The organism is Thermotoga sp. RQ7 (assembly GCF_000832145.1).
Taxonomy (GTDB): Bacteria; Thermotogota; Thermotogae; order Thermotogales; family Thermotogaceae; genus Thermotoga; species Thermotoga neapolitana.
In genome coordinates, this window is record NZ_CP007633.1 from 1,697,426 (window position 1) to 1,714,076 (window position 16,651).

Consider the following 16,651-nt stretch of genomic DNA (forward strand, 5'->3'; position numbering starts at 1 on the left):
CTGTCACATCCTTTCTGGTGCTGAGATTCCAAGGAGTTTCAGGCCCTTTTTCAGAACGATCTTGGTCGCAAGTGCGAGATTCAACCTGGCGTTCGAAAGCGCTTTGTTTTCAGGGTCAACGATCACGTGCTTTGTGTAGAACACGTGGAAAGATTCTGAAAGCATCTGAAGGTAGTTGGTGAGTCTGTTGGGAGCAAACATCTTTGCCACTTCTTTCAAGGCGCTGCTGAACATACCGAGGTTTCTCATCAGAGTCCTCTCTTCTTCGTTTCCAAGAAGGTCAAGATCCTTTCCCTGTTCGAACTCAACACCTTTTTTCTCTGCGTTCAGGAAAAGGTTCGATATTCTCGCGTGTGCGTACTGAACGTAGTAGACGGGATTGTCCATGGTCTTCGCTTTGGCAAGGTCGATGTCGAAAACCATGTGGTTGTTCGGGTCCACCATGGCGAAGAAGTAACGTGCTGCATCCTTTCCCACTTCGTCCAGAAGTTCGTCCAGGGTGATGAACTCTCCTGCTCTTGTGGACATGCGGACGGTTTCCCCACCACGCTTCAGTGTGACGAACTGATGGAGAATGACGTTGAAGAAATCATCCGGTATGTCGAGTGCTTTCATCGCTGCTTTCATTCGCGGGATGTGTCCATGATGGTCACTTCCCCAGATGTCGTAGACCCTCTTAAACCCCCTCCTGTACTTTTTGTAATGATAGGCGATGTCCGTCATGAAGTACGTGTAAGTTCCATCGCTTCTCACAAGCACCTTGTCATCTTCTTCTACAAACTTCGATACCCTGAGCCACAGAGCACCGTCTTTTTCGTAAACCAGATCTTTTTCCTTCAGTATCCTCAGAACCTCTTCAACGGTGCCATCCTCTATGAGACTCATCTCGGAGTAATAGACATCGAACGACGATCCCATCCTCTCCAGTGTGTTCTTCATGGAGGAAAGGATTCGATCGAGTGCGGCATTTTTGAAGAACTCTTCCACCTCTTCGTTCCACACATTTTTGTATCTGTCTCCTATTTCGCTTGCCAGTTCTTTTGCTATATCCACAAGATACTCACCGCGGTAACCACCCTCCGGTATTTCCATCTTCACTCCGAAAATTTCGTTGTACCTTACCCAGAGCGACTGTGCAAGGAGTTTTATCTGTTTTCCTGCATCGTTTATGTACATCTCTCTTGTGACGTCGTAGCCGAGTTCCTTGAAAACCTCCGAAAGCACATCTCCGATCACGATTTGCCTTCCGTGTCCCACCGTGAAGGGACCCGTGGGATTTGCGCTTCCATATTCGAACTGTATCTTCAATCCCTTTCCCACGTTCTCTCTTCCGTACTCTTCTCCCTGCTCGAGGATCGTTTTCACGACTTCATGGAGAATTTCGTTCGAGAGAAAGAAGTTTATGAAGCCAGGTCCCATAACCTCTATTCTGTCGAACACACTGTCCTCGATGAGCAACCCGGCGATCTCCTGTGCGATCTCCCGTGGATTCTTCTTCAGTTGCTTTGCGAGTTTCATGGCAACGTTGGTGGAAAGATCACCGAACTCCTTCCTTGGAGGCACCTCGATTTCGAAGTCCACGGTCGTACTGTATTGCTTGGAAACAACCCTTTCGACCCTTTCACTGACCATGTTCACCAGCACATTCTGCACCTCCGCGTCTGCAGTATCTCATCCTCTGAAAAGGATGTGTTTTACCGTATCTATCCTGTGCCTTCTTTCCTTCAGGAGTTCCAGTTCAAGATCGGCTGACATCTTCACACCACCGTCCTGTCTCAGAAAGCCCGTCAGATTCGGCGTGAGGGGAATGGGAGCACTGATGTAGCTTTTTCCTTTGTAGGATCTGCCTCGAAAGGTCCCCTTTGGAGAGAGCTTTATTCCAAAGACCTCGAGGCTCTGAGATCTGGCCCACAGACCTCTCTTCTCATTCCACCAGTCCTTTTCCTCCGTTTCCAGTTCAAAATGTATGAAGGTGAACACATCTTTCTCCACAAGAGGCCTCAAACTCTTTGAAGAAAGTGTTTCCTCTTTTTTTAGAATCGCCACTCGCCAGTCGTCCAGATCAACAACGAGATGACCAATGTCGGGTGCATGACGTTGCTGGATCTCTCCGTTCTTCACCACCAGAACATCCGGGACCGATCTGAAAGTTTCCACACCGGGCGAGATCACAGGAATGTCCAGATTCTTCGATATGTACCGGAGCAGATCCACATAGAACGGTTCCAGTTTTTCAAACTTTTCGATCTTGAAGGGCAATACCCCCATCAGTAGATTTCCGGTCAATCTTGGAAACACCAGCAGATCGGCGAAGGGAAGGTCCTCACGAACGACCTCCATGAGGTTGTCGATGAATTCGTCCGCAGATCTGAAGGTCTGACTCAGAGGAAAAAGCACGCACACAACCCTCTTTACACCTTTCCTCTTTCGGTGCACCCGTGAGATCTTTCTTTTTGGGATCAGTTTCTTCTTTGCCAGACTCCATAGCAATCCTTCAAACATTCTCGGATTCTCCCAAGGCTAATCACTTCCAAACTCAAGAAAAACAGGAGCTATCCCTTCCGCCACGACACCGGTTTTGTTTTTTGTTTTCTCCAGAGGAAAGTAGACGTTGTTGTAGACCCTTCCCTGGAAGTTCAAGAGCGAGATGGAAATGAGTTCCGTTTCCTGCGTGTGCGCCCAGAATTTTGCTTTTATAAAGTTGAAATCTGCGAAATTGTGAGCCTCACTGAAACCAATGACGAGTTTTGCACCGTTTTCTTTCGCTATATAGAACGCTTCCGGATAGAGGGCGAGTTCCCCGCCCACCACAAGTGTCCTCACACCGATGTCCACGATTCCAAATTCGTAACCTTTCTTCCACTCTCTCCCGTTTCTTCCCACGATGAAGAACTTCTCAGTGCCCACAACGGAAAACGTGGCGTTGTCCGGTATCACGTCCAGCCACGACACGAAAAGATCTACAGATTCGAATTCCTCCAGAGACACCGGTGAACCCACCAGGATTTTCAATTCGATCCACCCAATTTCAAGTATAGCATCATTCTTTTGAAGCCTTTTCGAAGATGTATTCGATGGCGAATTCTTTGTCTATCTCCACCTGATCTCCCGTTTCAAGGTTCCGGAGTACAACCACACCTTTCTCCAACTCTTCATCTCCAACTATGACCACGTACTTTGCGCCGAGTCGGTCTGCGTGCTTCAACTGTCCTGATAGGTTCCTGTTCATGATATCCACATCCACGTTCAACCCTTTCTTTCTCAACTCCATGGCGAGTTTCATACCTTCTTTGAAGGCATCCTCACCTATGGTTGCAACGTAGATATAGTGAACGTTTTTCCTGGGAACCTCTATTCCTTCCGCCTTCAGGGCGAGAACAATTCTCTCTATTCCTCCGGCAAAACCCAGCGCAGGAACGGTGCCACCGCCGAGATCGGAGAACAATCCATCGTACCTACCACCGCCAGCTATAGCGTTCTGTGCGCCGAGCCCCTCGTGTCTCACTTCAAAAACAGTTCTTGTGTAGTAGTCCAGCCCTCTCACGAGCGTGTGATCTTCCACGTACTTTATTTCGAATTCGTTCAGATAGTCTTTCAGTTTTTCGTAATGTTCCCTGCACGGTTCGCAGAGGTAGTCGGTACTCTTCGGTGCGTTCAGAGCAAGTTCATGATCTATTTTGCAATCGAGCAACCTCAAGATGTTTGTCTCGTAGCGCCTTTTGCAATCGTCGCAGAGATCGTTCAGATGCTTTCCGTAGTATTCTCTCAGGGCTTCACGGTAATTTTTCCTGCACTCCGGACACCCTATGGAGTTCAGATGAATGGTGTACTTTGTGAGACCGAGCCTCTTCAGAAAGTTGTCGACCGCCAGGATCGTTTCGAGGTCTGCTCCGGGAGACTCAGATCCGAAGATCTCAAACCCCACCTGGTGGAACTGCCTCAACCTGCCGGATTGAGGTTTCTCGTAACGAAACATCGGACCTATGTAGTAGTACCTCTGCTGGAAACCCCTGTTCACGAAAGAGTTCTCGAGAAAAGCCCTCACGATGGGAGCTGTTCCTTCCGGCCTCAGTGTGATGCTTCTGCCACCCTTGTCTTCAAAGGTGTACATTTCTTTTTGAACGATGTCCGACTCTTCTCCAACGCTTCTCACGAAGAGCTCCGTCTGCTCAAAAATAGGAGTTCTGATTTCCTCCATCCCGAAACTTTCACAGACTTCTCTGAAGGTCTCCTCCACGAACCTCCAGTACCATATCTCCTCCCCGAAGACATCGTTTGTTCCTTTTATTCTCCTGTATTTCAACTGTTCTCACCTCCACTCTCCTCAAAGAGGATCTTCACATCCCTTATGATCCTTGCTATCGCGTAGAAGACCACCAGAAATTCCAGCCTGCCAAGGAACATTCCCACGGTCATGGTCCAGAGTACGCCTCTGGGAAGATCAGGTCCTGTGAGTCCCACCGAAAGTCCTACTCCGTTCATGGCAGAAGAAAACTCGAACATGGAAACAAGAGGACTGTACCCATAACTCATGAGAATCAAGGCACCGATCAGGTAGGTCAGGGCGTAAATCCCGAAGAAAACGAACATGTCTTTGATGATACCGTTGTCGATCGTTCTTCGAGATTCCCCTTTCCAGACGATGATCTTTTCCACCCGTCTCCTTGGGCCGATGAAGCCCCGTATCGACTGGTATATCATCTTCAGCATCACGAACACCCTGAACTGTTTCAATCCACCCGCTGTCGAATCCATCATACCTCCGAGCATCATAATGACCGTGAGCAGAAAGACCCCAATGGGAAACAGACCCACCCACGGTGAAAGGTCGGCGTTCGAAAACCCGGTACCCGTTATGGCAGACACCACCTGAAACACAACGTATCTCAGTGCTTTTTCTTGAAACACCTTCTTTGCCTGGGGAAGCAGAAACAATGATGTGATGACAACGGTGGAACCCATAAGCCAGGGTTCACCGTTTTTCAAAAAGGCCTTGAGGTTTCCCTTCCAGAGGGTATAGTGTATTCCAAAGCCCGTTCCTCCGAGGATCATCAGAACGATCGTTATAACCTCTATCGGTACACTGTTGTAGTAGCCTATGCTGGTGTTTCTCACAGAAAATCCCCCCGTTGCGAGGGCGGTTAGTGAGTGATTGAAGGCGTCGAACCATGGCATGCCTGCGAGATGGAGTGCCAGCATACCGGCCGCAGCGTAAGTCACGTATATGACCATTATCACCTTGGTGGACTGTGTCACGTTGGGAAGAATGTTGTCAACTCTACCCTCTGAACCGTAGAGGGAAGCCCCCAGAGGACCTATGAGGGTGGCGAGCATGATGACCGCAAATCCTGCCCCTCCGATGAATTGCATGATGCTTCTCCAGGCAAGGAAAATGTGCGGAAGACTTTCAACATCAGGGAACATGGTGAGTCCGGTTGTCGTCCAGCCGCTCGTTGCCTCAAAAACCGCCTGATGAAAGTCCAGAAAACCCGCCACAACAAAGGGTATCGCTGAGAGAATCACCGCAACCACCCACGTCGTGACGACGATGACGGCCCCTTCCTGGTATCCCACCACGTGCGTTTCTTTCAGCCTGGAGACCTTTTTGAGAAGTATTCCCAGGATAAAAGAAACGACAGAAGGTACAAGAAACGAGGTTATGTAATACCATTCGTCTGGATAGAAGAACACGAAGATCACCGGTGAAAGCAAAATAATCGGAAACCACACAAGAAGCTGGCCCACGTACCAGAAAATCACCTTCAACCTGTGCTTCGTGCTCGTCAGGATGTCTTCCAATTTCGGTCACCTTCCAAGCAGAACTTCTTCCACTTTTTCTTTGGTTTCTCTGTTCGTTATCACGTACAGTTTATCACCGGGAAGGATCTCCGTATCTCCTCTGGGAACAACAAGAACTCCCCCTCGAACGATGGCCGCCACAATGCTGCCCCTGGGCAGATTCAGGTCTTTCAACTTCTTACCAGCGACCGGGTTTTCCTCATCCACGGTCACGTTCAGAAACTCAATTCCCTGCTCCAGTGGAACAATGCTGGAAAACTCTTCGGGAAAGATCAAGGCCTCCACCGTGTTCGTTATCAACGTGGTGAGGTTCAAAACGGTTGTAATGCCCATTCTTTTGAAAATCTCTATGTTTCCGGGATCGTTCACCAGACTCACCACACGCCTTACACCGAACTCTTTCATCGCCAGCTGGGCTATGAAGAGGTTCACCTCATCCCTGGGAGTGAGGATCACCACCACATCGTTTTTCGAAGGTTCTGCGTCTCTGAGCACCTCTTTTTGACTTCCATCTCCGTGTATCACCGTTGCCTTCAACTTCTTGGCGAACTCTTCGCAGAGTTCTCTGTCCTTGTTTATCAACACCACACCGTACCTTCGGGATGTCATGGAACGCGCCAGATAGTACGCTGTCGTTTCTCCTCCTATTATGATCACCTTCAATCCTGGTCACTCCCCACAACGTATCCTTTCACTTTCTCCATCATCAGAATGGCAGGGCATATCGTGTCTATTCCGTGCTCCTCGAAGATCCTTATCTTCTCGGGATCGTAAACTCTTGCGATCACCTTCTTAACTCCGAACATGTGACGGGCGTTCATGGCAATGAAAAAGTTCGTGCTGTCGTCGTTTGTGAAGGCAAAAACCATATCCGCTTTTTCCATACCGCTCTCTTTGAGGGTTTCGTACTCCGCAGCGTCCCCAACTACAGTGAATCCTGAAAATTCAGAATTGAGCCTGTGGAAGGCATATTCGTTCCTGTCCACGACCACCACACTGTGTCCCAGCGATGAAGCAAGATTTGCTATCGATGCACCGAGTCTTCCACATCCAAAGACTACAATGTATTTACTCTTTCCCCTGGTCATGCCTGACTCCTCCAATCAATATCTGTACCTGCGATATTTTCTCATCCTTAAAATATACCCCCACAGCATCCCGTAGACAAATCCTCCTATGTGTGCCCACCAGGCTACGCCGTAAGATCCGACAAGACTGTTCATCACCTGTATGAAGAACCAGATCATGAGGTAGTAGAAGGCTGGAATCTCAACCAGCGTCAGGAAGAAGAAAAAGGGAAAGAGTGTCACAATCCGTGAGTACGGAAAAAGAACGAAATACGCTCCCATGACTCCCGAAACAGCACCGGAAGCTCCGACCATGGGTGTTGTTGAATGAAGGGTGAACACAAACTGGGTGAGGGCTGCAAACACACCGGCAGACAGATAGAAGAACAGGTATCCTACATGTCCCATCTCATCTTCCGTGTTGTCACCGAAGATCCAGAGAAACCACATGTTTCCAAGGATGTGCCAGAACCCACCGTGAAGGAACATGTGGCTTATGAATGGAAAAAGTGAAAACCCCAGAGCCTCCCGCACCCGTTCCACAGTGTACCGGGCGGGAACGAGTCCGTATCTGTACATGAAAACGAGGAGTTCTCTGTCGTTCAAAATGAGTTCATAGATAAAAACGATGACGTTCACCACGATCAATGCGATCGTAATGTAAGGCCTTTTTCTGCTTGGAAGAACATCGTAGAGGGGAAACATTCTATCACCTCAAATAGTCAGATATGTTCGATCTTTCCACAACCTCAGGAACCAGTACCGATTCCTCCCCCGTCATGATCACGACCACACCGGGACCGTGCCCTGCCGAAACACACGCAGAATGTACCACGATACCTATTGAAATCATACCCTTTCTGTACTTTCCAACTCCGTAGGAGTTGTCGTGATCCATTATCGCCACGATATCACCGAGCCTGAGATCTTCCACTCCCACCTCACGGGGATCCAGAGCCATTATATCGTAATCTGTTGAGGCACTGCTTGATGCACCGATTCCGGAACCCATCAAATGGGCGGGAACTTTCGCCACAACTGGAACATGAAGCTTTCCATCCTTTTCAACGATTCCGATCTTCTCAAAGAGATCTGGATCGATGTTCATCACTTTCACATCGGGATGATCCAGAAGTTTCATTCCCTGCCCCCACGCCTTTATCAAAACTTTGTCTCCCACCATGAGTTTTTCCAGAACCTCGTCATCGAAATGAACGATCACGTGGTTCACGCCACCGTGTTTTCCTGTTACCACCCCCCTGCTTCCCTTCGCATCCCCGGACATCACGATCACCTCGTTCCCTATACAGGGCAGTGTCATGAAGGGTATTTCTTCTTCTTTCTTTCTTGCCATCACGGAAACTCCCGGTTCCACATGATCCCCTTCCCATCCATAGGCGCTGTCTCCCACTCTCACGTTGTAGGTGATCCCCCCAAGGACTGGTATGACCTTCACCTTCCCCTCAGTCGTCACACTGTACGGTGACCTCATCCTGGCAGGTGCGATCTCTCCTGCGACCGATATGAGAACCAGTCTGTCTTTGTTCGTCCTCACGAATTTCACCTCCAGAATGTGATATCATTGAATAGAAAAGGCGTGTTAGGAGGTGACATTTTGAAATTTTACATCACCACCCCGATATATTACGTGAACTCAGAACCACATATTGGAAGTGCCTATACCACTATTGTAGCGGATATCATTGCCCGCTACAAACGATTCATGGGATACGATGTGTTCTTCCTCACCGGAACGGATGAACACGGCCAGAAAGTTCTTCAGGCAGCCCAGCAGGCGGGCAAGGACCCGCAGAAGTTCTGTGACGAACTTGCAGAAAAGTTCAAACAACTCTGGAAAGAACTCAAGATCACCAACGATCACTTCATTCGCACCACCGACGAAACCCACATGAAGACCGTTCAGGAGTTCGTTGCGAAGATGAAAGAAAACGGCGATGTGTACAAGGGAGTGTACAAGGGATGGTACTGTGTCCCCTGTGAGACTTTCTGGAACGAGGATGAGGTCGTAAAAGAAGGGGATGAGAGGCTCTGCCCTGAGTGCAGAAGGCCAGTCAAATGGGTGGAAGAGGAGAACTATTTCTTCAGGCTTTCGAAGTACAGGGATGCCCTTTTGAAACACTACGAAGAGCATCCAGATTTTGTAGAGCCAGACTTCAGAAGGAACGAAATGCTCAAGATCCTGGAAGGAGGACTAAAGGATCTCAGTATCACCAGAACCTCCTTCAAATGGGGCGTTCCGATGAAGGACGATCCAGAACACGTGATTTACGTCTGGGTGGATGCACTCATAAACTACGTCTCTGCCATAGGATACGGCTGGAATGAGGAAATGTTCAACAGATGGTGGCCAGCAGATCTGCACCTGATAGGAAAGGAAATAAACCGGTTCCATTCCATCATCTGGCCCGCCATGCTCATGTCCGTTGGACTGCCTTTGCCTGAAAAGGTCTTTGCCCATGGCTGGCTCACCGTGAACGGCCAGAAGATCAGCAAATCCCTTGGAAACGCGATAGATCCGAGGTTTTTTGTGAAGCGGTACGGAAACGACGTGGTCAGGTACTACCTGATAAGAGACATCGTGTTCGGTAAGGACGGCGATTTCTCAGAAGAAAGACTGGTTCACAGGTTGAATTCAGATCTTGCAAACGACTACGGGAATCTCCTTCACAGGATCACGGCGATGATAAACAAGTACTTCAACGGCAAACTTCCCTCTCCAGCGAATGAGGAAGGACCCGATGGCTGGCTGAAGGAGAGGTTCTTCGAAACGAAGAACGCGTACTACGATCTCATGGATTCCTACAGGCTGACGGAAGCACTCGACAGGATATGGGAGTTCATAGCGGATGCGAACAAATACTTCAACGACACAAAACCGTGGGTACTGGCAAAGGAAGGAAAATCAGAAAGACTGGGAACGGTACTCTACAACTCGCTCGAGGCTGTTTTCAAGGTGGCTCTGATGACACTACCCGTGATGCCTGACACCTCGCAGGAGGTCTTCCGCAGGGTCTCCTTCGATGAGAATCCTCACAGGAACCATCTTGAAACCTGGGGAGTTCTGAGAGCGGGAAGAAGTGTACACCACGGAGAGCCACTCTTCAGGAAAATAGACACGAAAACGTTCAAAAAGGTGGTGGAGACGGTGTCGGTTGAACAGAACCTTATCACCATAGACGATTTTGCGAAGGTGGATCTTCGCACCGCCAGGGTTCTCGAAGCCGAAAAGGTACCAAATTCCAGAAAGCTCATCAAACTGATCGTTGACCTTGGAACGGAGAAAAGACAGATCGTTGCCGGGATAGCCGAATACTACAAGCCAGAAGACCTTGTAGGGAAAACCATCATCGTCGTTGCGAACCTGAAGCCCGCAAAACTCATGGGTATAGAGTCTCAGGGAATGCTTCTTGCCGCAAAAGCGGGTGACACGTTGAGACTCTTGACTGTTGACGGGGATATCGCACCGGGTGCCAGAGTATCATAACGGAGGGATGTGAATGCCGGAGATTCTGATAAACAGACCGATCGAGGACGAACTTGTTGACTCGTATCTTCTCTACTCCATGAGCGTCATAGTGGGAAGGGCCATTCCCGATGTGAGAGATGGCCTCAAACCGGTTCAGAGGCGCATTCTGTACGGAATGTACGAACTTGGCCTCACCCACAACTCGCCGACGAAAAAGAGTGCAAGAATCGTCGGTGAAGTGATGGGTAAGTACCATCCCCACGGAGATGCTCCAGTCTACGATGCCCTCGTGAGGATGGCCCAGCCCTTCACGATGAGATATCCCCTTATAGAGGGACAGGGAAACTTCGGTTCCATCGACAGGGACCCTCCTGCCGCCATGAGGTACACAGAAGCAAGACTCACCCGACTTGCGGAGGAAATGCTTGAAGACATAGACAAGAACACGGTGAACATGGTCGACAACTTCGACGGTACCTTGAAGGAACCAGAAGTACTTCCCTCGAAGGTTCCGAACCTCATAATAAACGGCGCCTCCGGTATAGCCGTTGGAATGGCCACCAGCATACCTCCACACAACCTGTCGGAAACCGTGGACGCTCTGGTGTACCTGATAGATCATCCGGAAGCCAGCGTTGAAGAACTCATGCAGTTCATCAAGGGGCCGGACTTTCCCACGGGTGGCATCGTGGTGAACGGTTCTGAACTCAAAAACGTGTACGAAGAAGGAAGAGGAAGGATAGTAGTAAGGGGAAAAGTACACGTTGAAGAGGGAAAAAGACTGAAGAGGATCGTGATCACCGAGATCCCCTACGGCGTCAGCAAGGCGGGTCTTATAGAGCAGATAGCAAAACTCGTGAAGGACGACGACTCCCTTCCTGTGAGAAACATAAGGGATGAATCCGACAAGCGTGGGTTGAGGGTTGTCATAGAGATACCGAAGGATACCAACGAGGACATCATAATAAACAACCTTTACAAGCGAACTGCCCTCCAGGATTACTTCAACGTACAGATGCTGGTCATAGACAAAAACAAAAGACCAAGGTTGATGAATTTGAAAGGGCTGCTCGAGGCCTTTCTGGAACATCGCTTCGAAGTCATCAGAAGGAGAGCCGAGTACGAGTACGAAAAATTCACAAAACGTGCCCACGTTGTGGAAGGCTTGCTGAAAGCGGCGAGGGCAATAGGAGTGGTCGTCGATATCGTCAGAAACAGCAAAGATGTCGAATCGGCCAGAAACTCTTTGATGGAAACCCTTGAGATAAGCGAGGAACAGGCAAAAGCGATTCTTGATATGAGGCTCTCAAGACTCACCTCCCTTGAAATAGAAAATCTACAAAACGAATACTCGGACCTGGTGAAAAAGATCTCAGAGGTGAAGGAGATCCTCGAAAAGGACGAAAAAGTAAGAGAGATAATGAAAAAAGAATTTCTCTATTTGAAAGAACGATACGGTGATCCAAGAAGGACGGAGATAACGGATGAAGAACTCAGGTACGACGTGGAAGAGCTCATAGTGGAAGAGGACGTGGTGATCACCCTGAGCCACAAGGGATATCTGAAGAGCACACCACTGAACAGCTACAGATCGCAGAGGCGGGGAGGAAAAGGAATCACCGTGTCAAAACTCTCAGAAGACGACGAAGTGGAGTTCGTGGTTGTGACGAAGAACACTTCTTCGACTCTCTTCATCACCAACTTCGGAAAGGCTTACGTTTTGAAAAACTATCAGATCGAGACCACAGGACGAAACACCCGTGGAAAACACATCTCCGCTTTCCTGAATCTTGAAGACACAGAAAGGATCGTAGCACTCGTTCCTCTGAACGGTAAAGGAAAGGATCTTGTGATCGTCACAAAATCGGGAAAGATCAAAAGAACGTCCCTTGAAGAGTTCGAAAATGCAACGAGCAACCGTGGAGTCAGAGCGATCAGGATAGAGCCGGGAGACGAAATCGTGAGTGCCAGGGTGAGCACCAGTGAGAAAGAAACTCTCGTTGTTGCAACAAAACTTGGTATGATCATAAGATTTCCTGTAAGCGATGTGAGGAGGATGGGAAGAAACGCCGCTGGAGTTCAGGCCATAAAACTTCAGCCGGGAGATGAGGTTGTGAGTATGGACGTTGTTCCATCGGAAGAAGGAGAAATCCTCACGGTGACCGAGAAGGGATTCGGCAAAAGAACTCCCGTTCAGCTCTACAGGGTTCAGAAAAGGGGTGGAACGGGTCTGAGGAACATCTCCGATGTGAACAAAACAGGACACGTGGTGGCTGTGAGATACGTGAAAGGAGACGAAGAAATAGTTGTGGTCACACGAAACGGTATGATGATAAGAATGCCCGTGTCGGAGATCGGAGTCATCGGTCGTGTGACAAAGGGTGTGAAACTCATCGAACTCGGAGACGACACCATATCCAAGGTGGCGGTGGTGAAAGATTGAGAAGGCCGATAGAACACACCGCAGACGTTGCCTATGAGATCTCAGGACGGTCTTATCTGGATCTTCTCGAAGAGGCAAAGAACATCCTCCTTGAGGAGGAAGGGATCGTTTTCAGCGAGGGTGAGGAAAAGAAGAAGATCTACCCGTGTGAAGAGACAGAGGACAACTTCTTCGACACGGTGAACGACTGGATACTCGAGATCTCAAAGGGATGGGCTCCACACACCATCGAAAACAAAGAAGGTAAATTAACGGTGACGTTCAGAAAGATAAAGAAGAAGGAAGGAACGGAGATAAAGGCTCTCACCTACCACCTTCTGAAGTTCGAACGGAAAGACGGTGAGCTGAGAACGAAGGTGGTGTTCGACACTTGAAGGACCTTACCGCAAAACAAAGGAGTGTTCTGATTTTCATAGAAGAGTTCATAGAGAAAAACGGATACCCTCCCTCGGTGAGGGAAATAGCACGACGTTTCAGAATCACACCCCGGGGAGCGCAACTTCACCTTGTGGCACTGGAAAAGAAAGGCTACATCGAAAGAAAAAATGGAAAACCCCGTGCAATGAGAGTGACAAAGAGCGTGAAAAACAGAGTACCGCTGATCGGAGAGATTCGGGCTGGAGAAAAGAAAGAAGCGATCGAGTATCTGGAAGATTACATAGAAGTGCCCGGCAGTTTTCTCTCGAGCGGCTACGAGCACTTTCTTTTGAGGGTAAAGGGCGAAAGCATGATAGAAGAACACATCTGTGACGGGGATCTTGTCCTCATCAGAAGACAGGACTGGGCTCAGAACGGAGACATCGTGGCGGCGATGGTTGAGGGAGAGGTCACCCTCAAAAAGTTCTTCCAGAGAGGCGAGATGGTCGAGTTGAGGCCGGCGAACAAAGAAATGTCACCGATGTTCTTCAGAGCAGACAGGGTGAAGATACTCGGAAAAGTGGTCGGGGTGTTCAGAAAAATATGAGGGGGGAAGGACATGTTTCCTTACAAGATAGTAGAAGACGTTGTTATACTCATGCCCAACAAGGAACTCAACATAGAGAATGCACACCTGTTCAAAAAGTGGGTGTTCGACGAGTTCTTGAACAAAGGATACAACAAAATCCTTCTTGTGCTTTCCGACGTGGAGAGTATCGACAGTTTCAGTCTGGGAGTCATTGTGAACATATTGAAGAGCGTAAGCAGTGTAGGAGGCTTTTTCGCGCTGGTGTCTCCGAATGAGAGGGTGGAAAGGGTGCTTTCCATAACAAACCTGGATCGAATCGTGAAGATCTACGATACGATATCGGAGGCGCTGGAGGAGGTGCAGGGAAGGTGAAGATCGCCATAGCATCAGACCACGCTGCGTTTGAGTTGAAAGAGAAGGTGAAAAACTACCTTCTGAACAAGGGTATCGAAGTCCTGGACCATGGTACACACTCCGAAGAGTCCGTTGATTACCCGGACTATGCAAAGAAGGTTGTACAATCCGTCCTGTCAAACGAGGTGGACTACGGGATACTGCTCTGTGGGACTGGACTCGGTATGTCGATTGCCGCAAACAGATACAGAGGCATAAGGGCTGCTCTCTGTCTCTTTCCGGACATGGCAAGGCTTGCAAGGTCACACAACAACGCGAACGTGCTCGTTCTTCCCGGAAGACTGATCGGTTCAGAACTCGCTTTCTGGATAGTGGATACCTTTCTTTCAACACCCTTCGATGGAGGAAGACACGAAAGGAGAATAAGAAAGATTGATGAGGTTTAAAGAACTGGTGTTCCTTTTGAAAATAGACGAGGAGGAACTTCTGGAAAAACTTTACGAGGAAGGCTTTTTCAACTTCGCGATAGAGGAAAACAAAGAAGGAGACAGGTTGCTCAGAGTGTATCTTCGGGAAGGGGAAACTCTTCCTTCTTTTTTGAGCAACTGGAAGATCCTGGATGAGAGGTTAACGACTCCGAAGGACTGGATGGTTGAACTGGAACCGTTCGAGATCGTAGAGGACGTGGTGGTCGATCCCACAGAGAAAGTGACAAGAACGGACAAGATCGTGGTGAAACTTTCCCCGGGAGTCGCTTTCGGAACGGGACTTCATCCCACCACTCAGATGAGCGTGCTCTTTTTGAAAAAATACCTGAAAAAAGGCGACAGAGTGGTTGACGTGGGGTGTGGAACCGGAATCCTCGCCATAGTGGCAAAAAAGCTCGGAGCCTCGTACGTGCTGGCGGTGGATGTGGATGAGCAGGCGGTTGAGGTTGCAAAAGAGAACGTTCAAAAGAACAGCGTGGATGTCACTGTGAAGCGATCCGATCTTCTTTCGGAAGTTGAGGGTGTCTTCGATCTTGTTGTTTCCAACATCCTTGCGGAGATCCACCTGAGGCTTCTCGAAGACGTAAGCAGAGTTACACACGAAAAGTCCATCTTGATCCTCTCCGGCATTGTGGATACAAAAGAAGATATGGTCAGAGAAAAGGCCAGCAAGAAGGGATGGAATCTTTTGGAAAGGAAGCAGGAAAGAGAATGGGTGACCCTCGTGATGAGAAGATCGTAGAATGGCAACTTGGTAGAAAGATCACGAACATGAGACGTGTTGTCTTCCGGTGTCCTCACGGATACCCTGTCGTCATAGAGAGCTTTCCCATCAAAGACGGAAAGCCTTTTCCTACACTTTACTGGCTCACCTGCCCTCATCTGAGAAAGGAAGTCTCAAAACTCGAATCACAGGGATATGTAAAAGAGTTCGAGGAAAAACTGGAAAGAGAAGGCAAGCTTCGAGAAAAGATGAAGAAAGCTCACGTTGAGATCATAAAAAAAAGGGCAGAACTCTTGCCAGAAGATCACCCCTTCCGGGAGATTCTTTCAAAGGTTGGAACCGGTGGCATCAAAGATTTCACCAAACTGAAATGTCTCCACCTTCATCTTGCAGACTATCTGGCCGGAGTGAAAAACCCCGTAGGGGAGATGGTGTGGGATCTTGTGGAGAGAAAGTTCTGCGAAGAGAAGCTTTGCAGAGCGGGGGAGGCGAGAGAATGAGAATCATAGAGACTATCGAAGAGATGAAGAAATTCTCCGAAGAAATGAGGGAAAAGAAGAAAACAATCGGTTTCGTTCCCACAATGGGATATCTTCACGAAGGTCATCTTTCACTCGTGAGAAGAGCAAGGGCAGAGAACGACGTGGTCGTGGTGAGCATCTTCGTGAATCCCACTCAGTTTGGCCCAAACGAAGATTACGAGAGATACCCGAGGGACTTCGAGAGAGACAGGAAACTTCTTGAGAAAGAGAACGTGGACTGCGTTTTCCATCCATCCGTGGAGGAGATGTATCCACCCGACTTCTCCACGTTCGTTGAGGAGACAAAGCTTTCAAAACCGCTGTGTGGTAGATCCAGGCCCGGACACTTTCGAGGGGTGTGTACCGTGGTCACAAAGCTCTTCAACATCGTGAAACCACACAGGGCGTACTTCGGTCAAAAAGATGCACAGCAGTTCAGGGTACTCAGGAGAATGGTGAGAGATCTGAACATGGACGTTGAGATGATCGAGTGTCCCATAGTGAGAGAACCAGACGGTCTTGCGATGAGTTCAAGAAACGTCTATCTCACACCTGAAGAGAGAAAACAGGCTCTTGCCCTGTACCAGTCGTTGAAAATCGCTGAAAACCTCTTTTTGAACGGTGAGAGGGATGCTGTGAAGATAAAGGAAGCGATGATCAATCATCTGTCCAGATTCGACAGAGTGAAGATAGACTACGTGGAGATCGTCGATGAGGAAACGCTGGAGCCCGTTGAAAAGATCGATCGAAAGGTGATCGTCGCGGTCGCCGCCTGGGTGGGAAAGGCAAGACTGATAGACAACACGATACTGGGGTGATCCA

Annotated in this window: 18 protein-coding genes; 9 read left to right on the top strand and 9 right to left on the bottom strand. The window is 48.9% G+C overall.

Features of this window, described 5'->3' with window-relative positions:
- Positions 1-3 precede the first annotated feature (3 nt).
- The 9 genes from argS to TRQ7_RS08740 are packed head-to-tail and all read right to left on the bottom strand — an operon-like array spanning position 4 to position 8,421.
- Entirely contained in the window at positions 4-1,644 is a 1,641-nt protein-coding gene (gene argS / locus TRQ7_RS08700; RefSeq protein WP_038067855.1) for an arginine--tRNA ligase, read from the bottom strand.
- 27 nt (positions 1,645-1,671) lie between these two features.
- Entirely contained in the window at positions 1,672-2,502 is an 831-nt protein-coding gene (locus tag TRQ7_RS08705; protein WP_015919941.1) for a hypothetical protein, read from the bottom strand.
- An 18-nt stretch (positions 2,503-2,520) separates the two neighbouring features.
- Entirely contained in the window at positions 2,521-3,012 is a 492-nt protein-coding gene (locus tag TRQ7_RS08710) for a hypothetical protein (protein WP_015919942.1), read from the bottom strand.
- A 28-nt stretch (positions 3,013-3,040) separates the two neighbouring features.
- Positions 3,041-4,303 carry a histidine--tRNA ligase gene (gene hisS / locus TRQ7_RS08715; protein WP_038067857.1) on the bottom strand — a complete coding sequence of 421 codons (1,263 nt, stop codon included), beginning with the start codon at positions 4,301-4,303 and terminating at the stop codon, positions 3,041-3,043.
- Entirely contained in the window at positions 4,300-5,799 is a 1,500-nt protein-coding gene (locus tag TRQ7_RS08720; RefSeq protein WP_201771671.1) for a TrkH family potassium uptake protein, read from the bottom strand. The genes hisS and TRQ7_RS08720 overlap by 4 nt, the downstream gene beginning before the upstream one ends.
- A 6-nt stretch (positions 5,800-5,805) precedes the next feature.
- Positions 5,806-6,456 carry a TrkA family potassium uptake protein gene (locus TRQ7_RS08725; protein WP_231556100.1) on the bottom strand — a complete coding sequence of 217 codons (651 nt, stop codon included), beginning with the start codon at positions 6,454-6,456 and terminating at the stop codon, positions 5,806-5,808.
- Between the two features lie 2 nt (positions 6,457-6,458).
- On the bottom strand, positions 6,459-6,887 hold the full coding sequence (locus TRQ7_RS08730; protein WP_038067859.1) for a TrkA family potassium uptake protein: 429 nt from the start codon (positions 6,885-6,887) through the stop codon (positions 6,459-6,461).
- A gap of 15 nt (positions 6,888-6,902) precedes the next feature.
- The gene (locus TRQ7_RS08735) at positions 6,903-7,571 is read right to left on the bottom strand and encodes a rhomboid family intramembrane serine protease (RefSeq protein ID WP_041844465.1); all 669 of its coding nucleotides are present in this window, start codon (positions 7,569-7,571) and stop codon (positions 6,903-6,905) included.
- Positions 7,572-7,575: 4 nt separating this feature from the next.
- A complete protein-coding gene (locus TRQ7_RS08740) occupies positions 7,576-8,421 on the bottom strand; it encodes a DUF4438 domain-containing protein (protein WP_038067861.1) in 846 nt (281 codons plus the stop codon).
- Between the two features lie 60 nt (positions 8,422-8,481).
- Here TRQ7_RS08740 and metG point away from each other — a divergent pair, with 60 nt between their 5' ends.
- Genes metG through panC form a run of 9 tightly spaced genes read left to right on the top strand, consistent with a single transcriptional unit; the run spans position 8,482 to position 16,647 of the window.
- Entirely contained in the window at positions 8,482-10,371 is a 1,890-nt protein-coding gene (metG, locus tag TRQ7_RS08745) for a methionine--tRNA ligase (protein WP_038067864.1), read from the top strand.
- Positions 10,372-10,384: 13 nt separating this feature from the next.
- Positions 10,385-12,796, top strand: a complete 2,412-nt coding sequence (gyrA, locus tag TRQ7_RS08750; protein WP_015919950.1) for a DNA gyrase subunit A — start codon at positions 10,385-10,387, stop codon at positions 12,794-12,796.
- A complete protein-coding gene (locus TRQ7_RS08755) occupies positions 12,793-13,170 on the top strand; it encodes an archease (RefSeq protein ID WP_015919951.1) in 378 nt (125 codons plus the stop codon). The genes gyrA and TRQ7_RS08755 overlap by 4 nt, the downstream gene beginning before the upstream one ends.
- A complete protein-coding gene (gene lexA / locus TRQ7_RS08760; protein WP_038067866.1) occupies positions 13,167-13,760 on the top strand; it encodes a transcriptional repressor LexA in 594 nt (197 codons plus the stop codon). The genes TRQ7_RS08755 and lexA overlap by 4 nt, the downstream gene beginning before the upstream one ends.
- 12 nt (positions 13,761-13,772) lie before the next feature.
- A complete protein-coding gene (locus tag TRQ7_RS08765) occupies positions 13,773-14,114 on the top strand; it encodes an anti-sigma factor antagonist (RefSeq protein WP_041844466.1) in 342 nt (113 codons plus the stop codon).
- A complete protein-coding gene (gene rpiB / locus TRQ7_RS08770) occupies positions 14,111-14,542 on the top strand; it encodes a ribose 5-phosphate isomerase B (protein ID WP_015919954.1) in 432 nt (143 codons plus the stop codon). The genes TRQ7_RS08765 and rpiB overlap by 4 nt, the downstream gene beginning before the upstream one ends.
- The gene (locus tag TRQ7_RS08775) at positions 14,532-15,326 is read left to right on the top strand and encodes a 50S ribosomal protein L11 methyltransferase (protein ID WP_041844467.1); all 795 of its coding nucleotides are present in this window, start codon (positions 14,532-14,534) and stop codon (positions 15,324-15,326) included. Before rpiB ends, TRQ7_RS08775 begins: the two co-directional genes overlap by 11 nt.
- The gene (locus TRQ7_RS08780; protein ID WP_041844572.1) at positions 15,296-15,808 is read left to right on the top strand and encodes a DUF501 domain-containing protein; all 513 of its coding nucleotides are present in this window, start codon (positions 15,296-15,298) and stop codon (positions 15,806-15,808) included. The genes TRQ7_RS08775 and TRQ7_RS08780 overlap by 31 nt, the downstream gene beginning before the upstream one ends.
- On the top strand, positions 15,805-16,647 hold the full coding sequence (gene panC / locus TRQ7_RS08785; RefSeq protein WP_041844468.1) for a pantoate--beta-alanine ligase: 843 nt from the start codon (positions 15,805-15,807) through the stop codon (positions 16,645-16,647). The genes TRQ7_RS08780 and panC overlap by 4 nt, the downstream gene beginning before the upstream one ends.
- Positions 16,648-16,651: the final 4 nt, after the last annotated feature.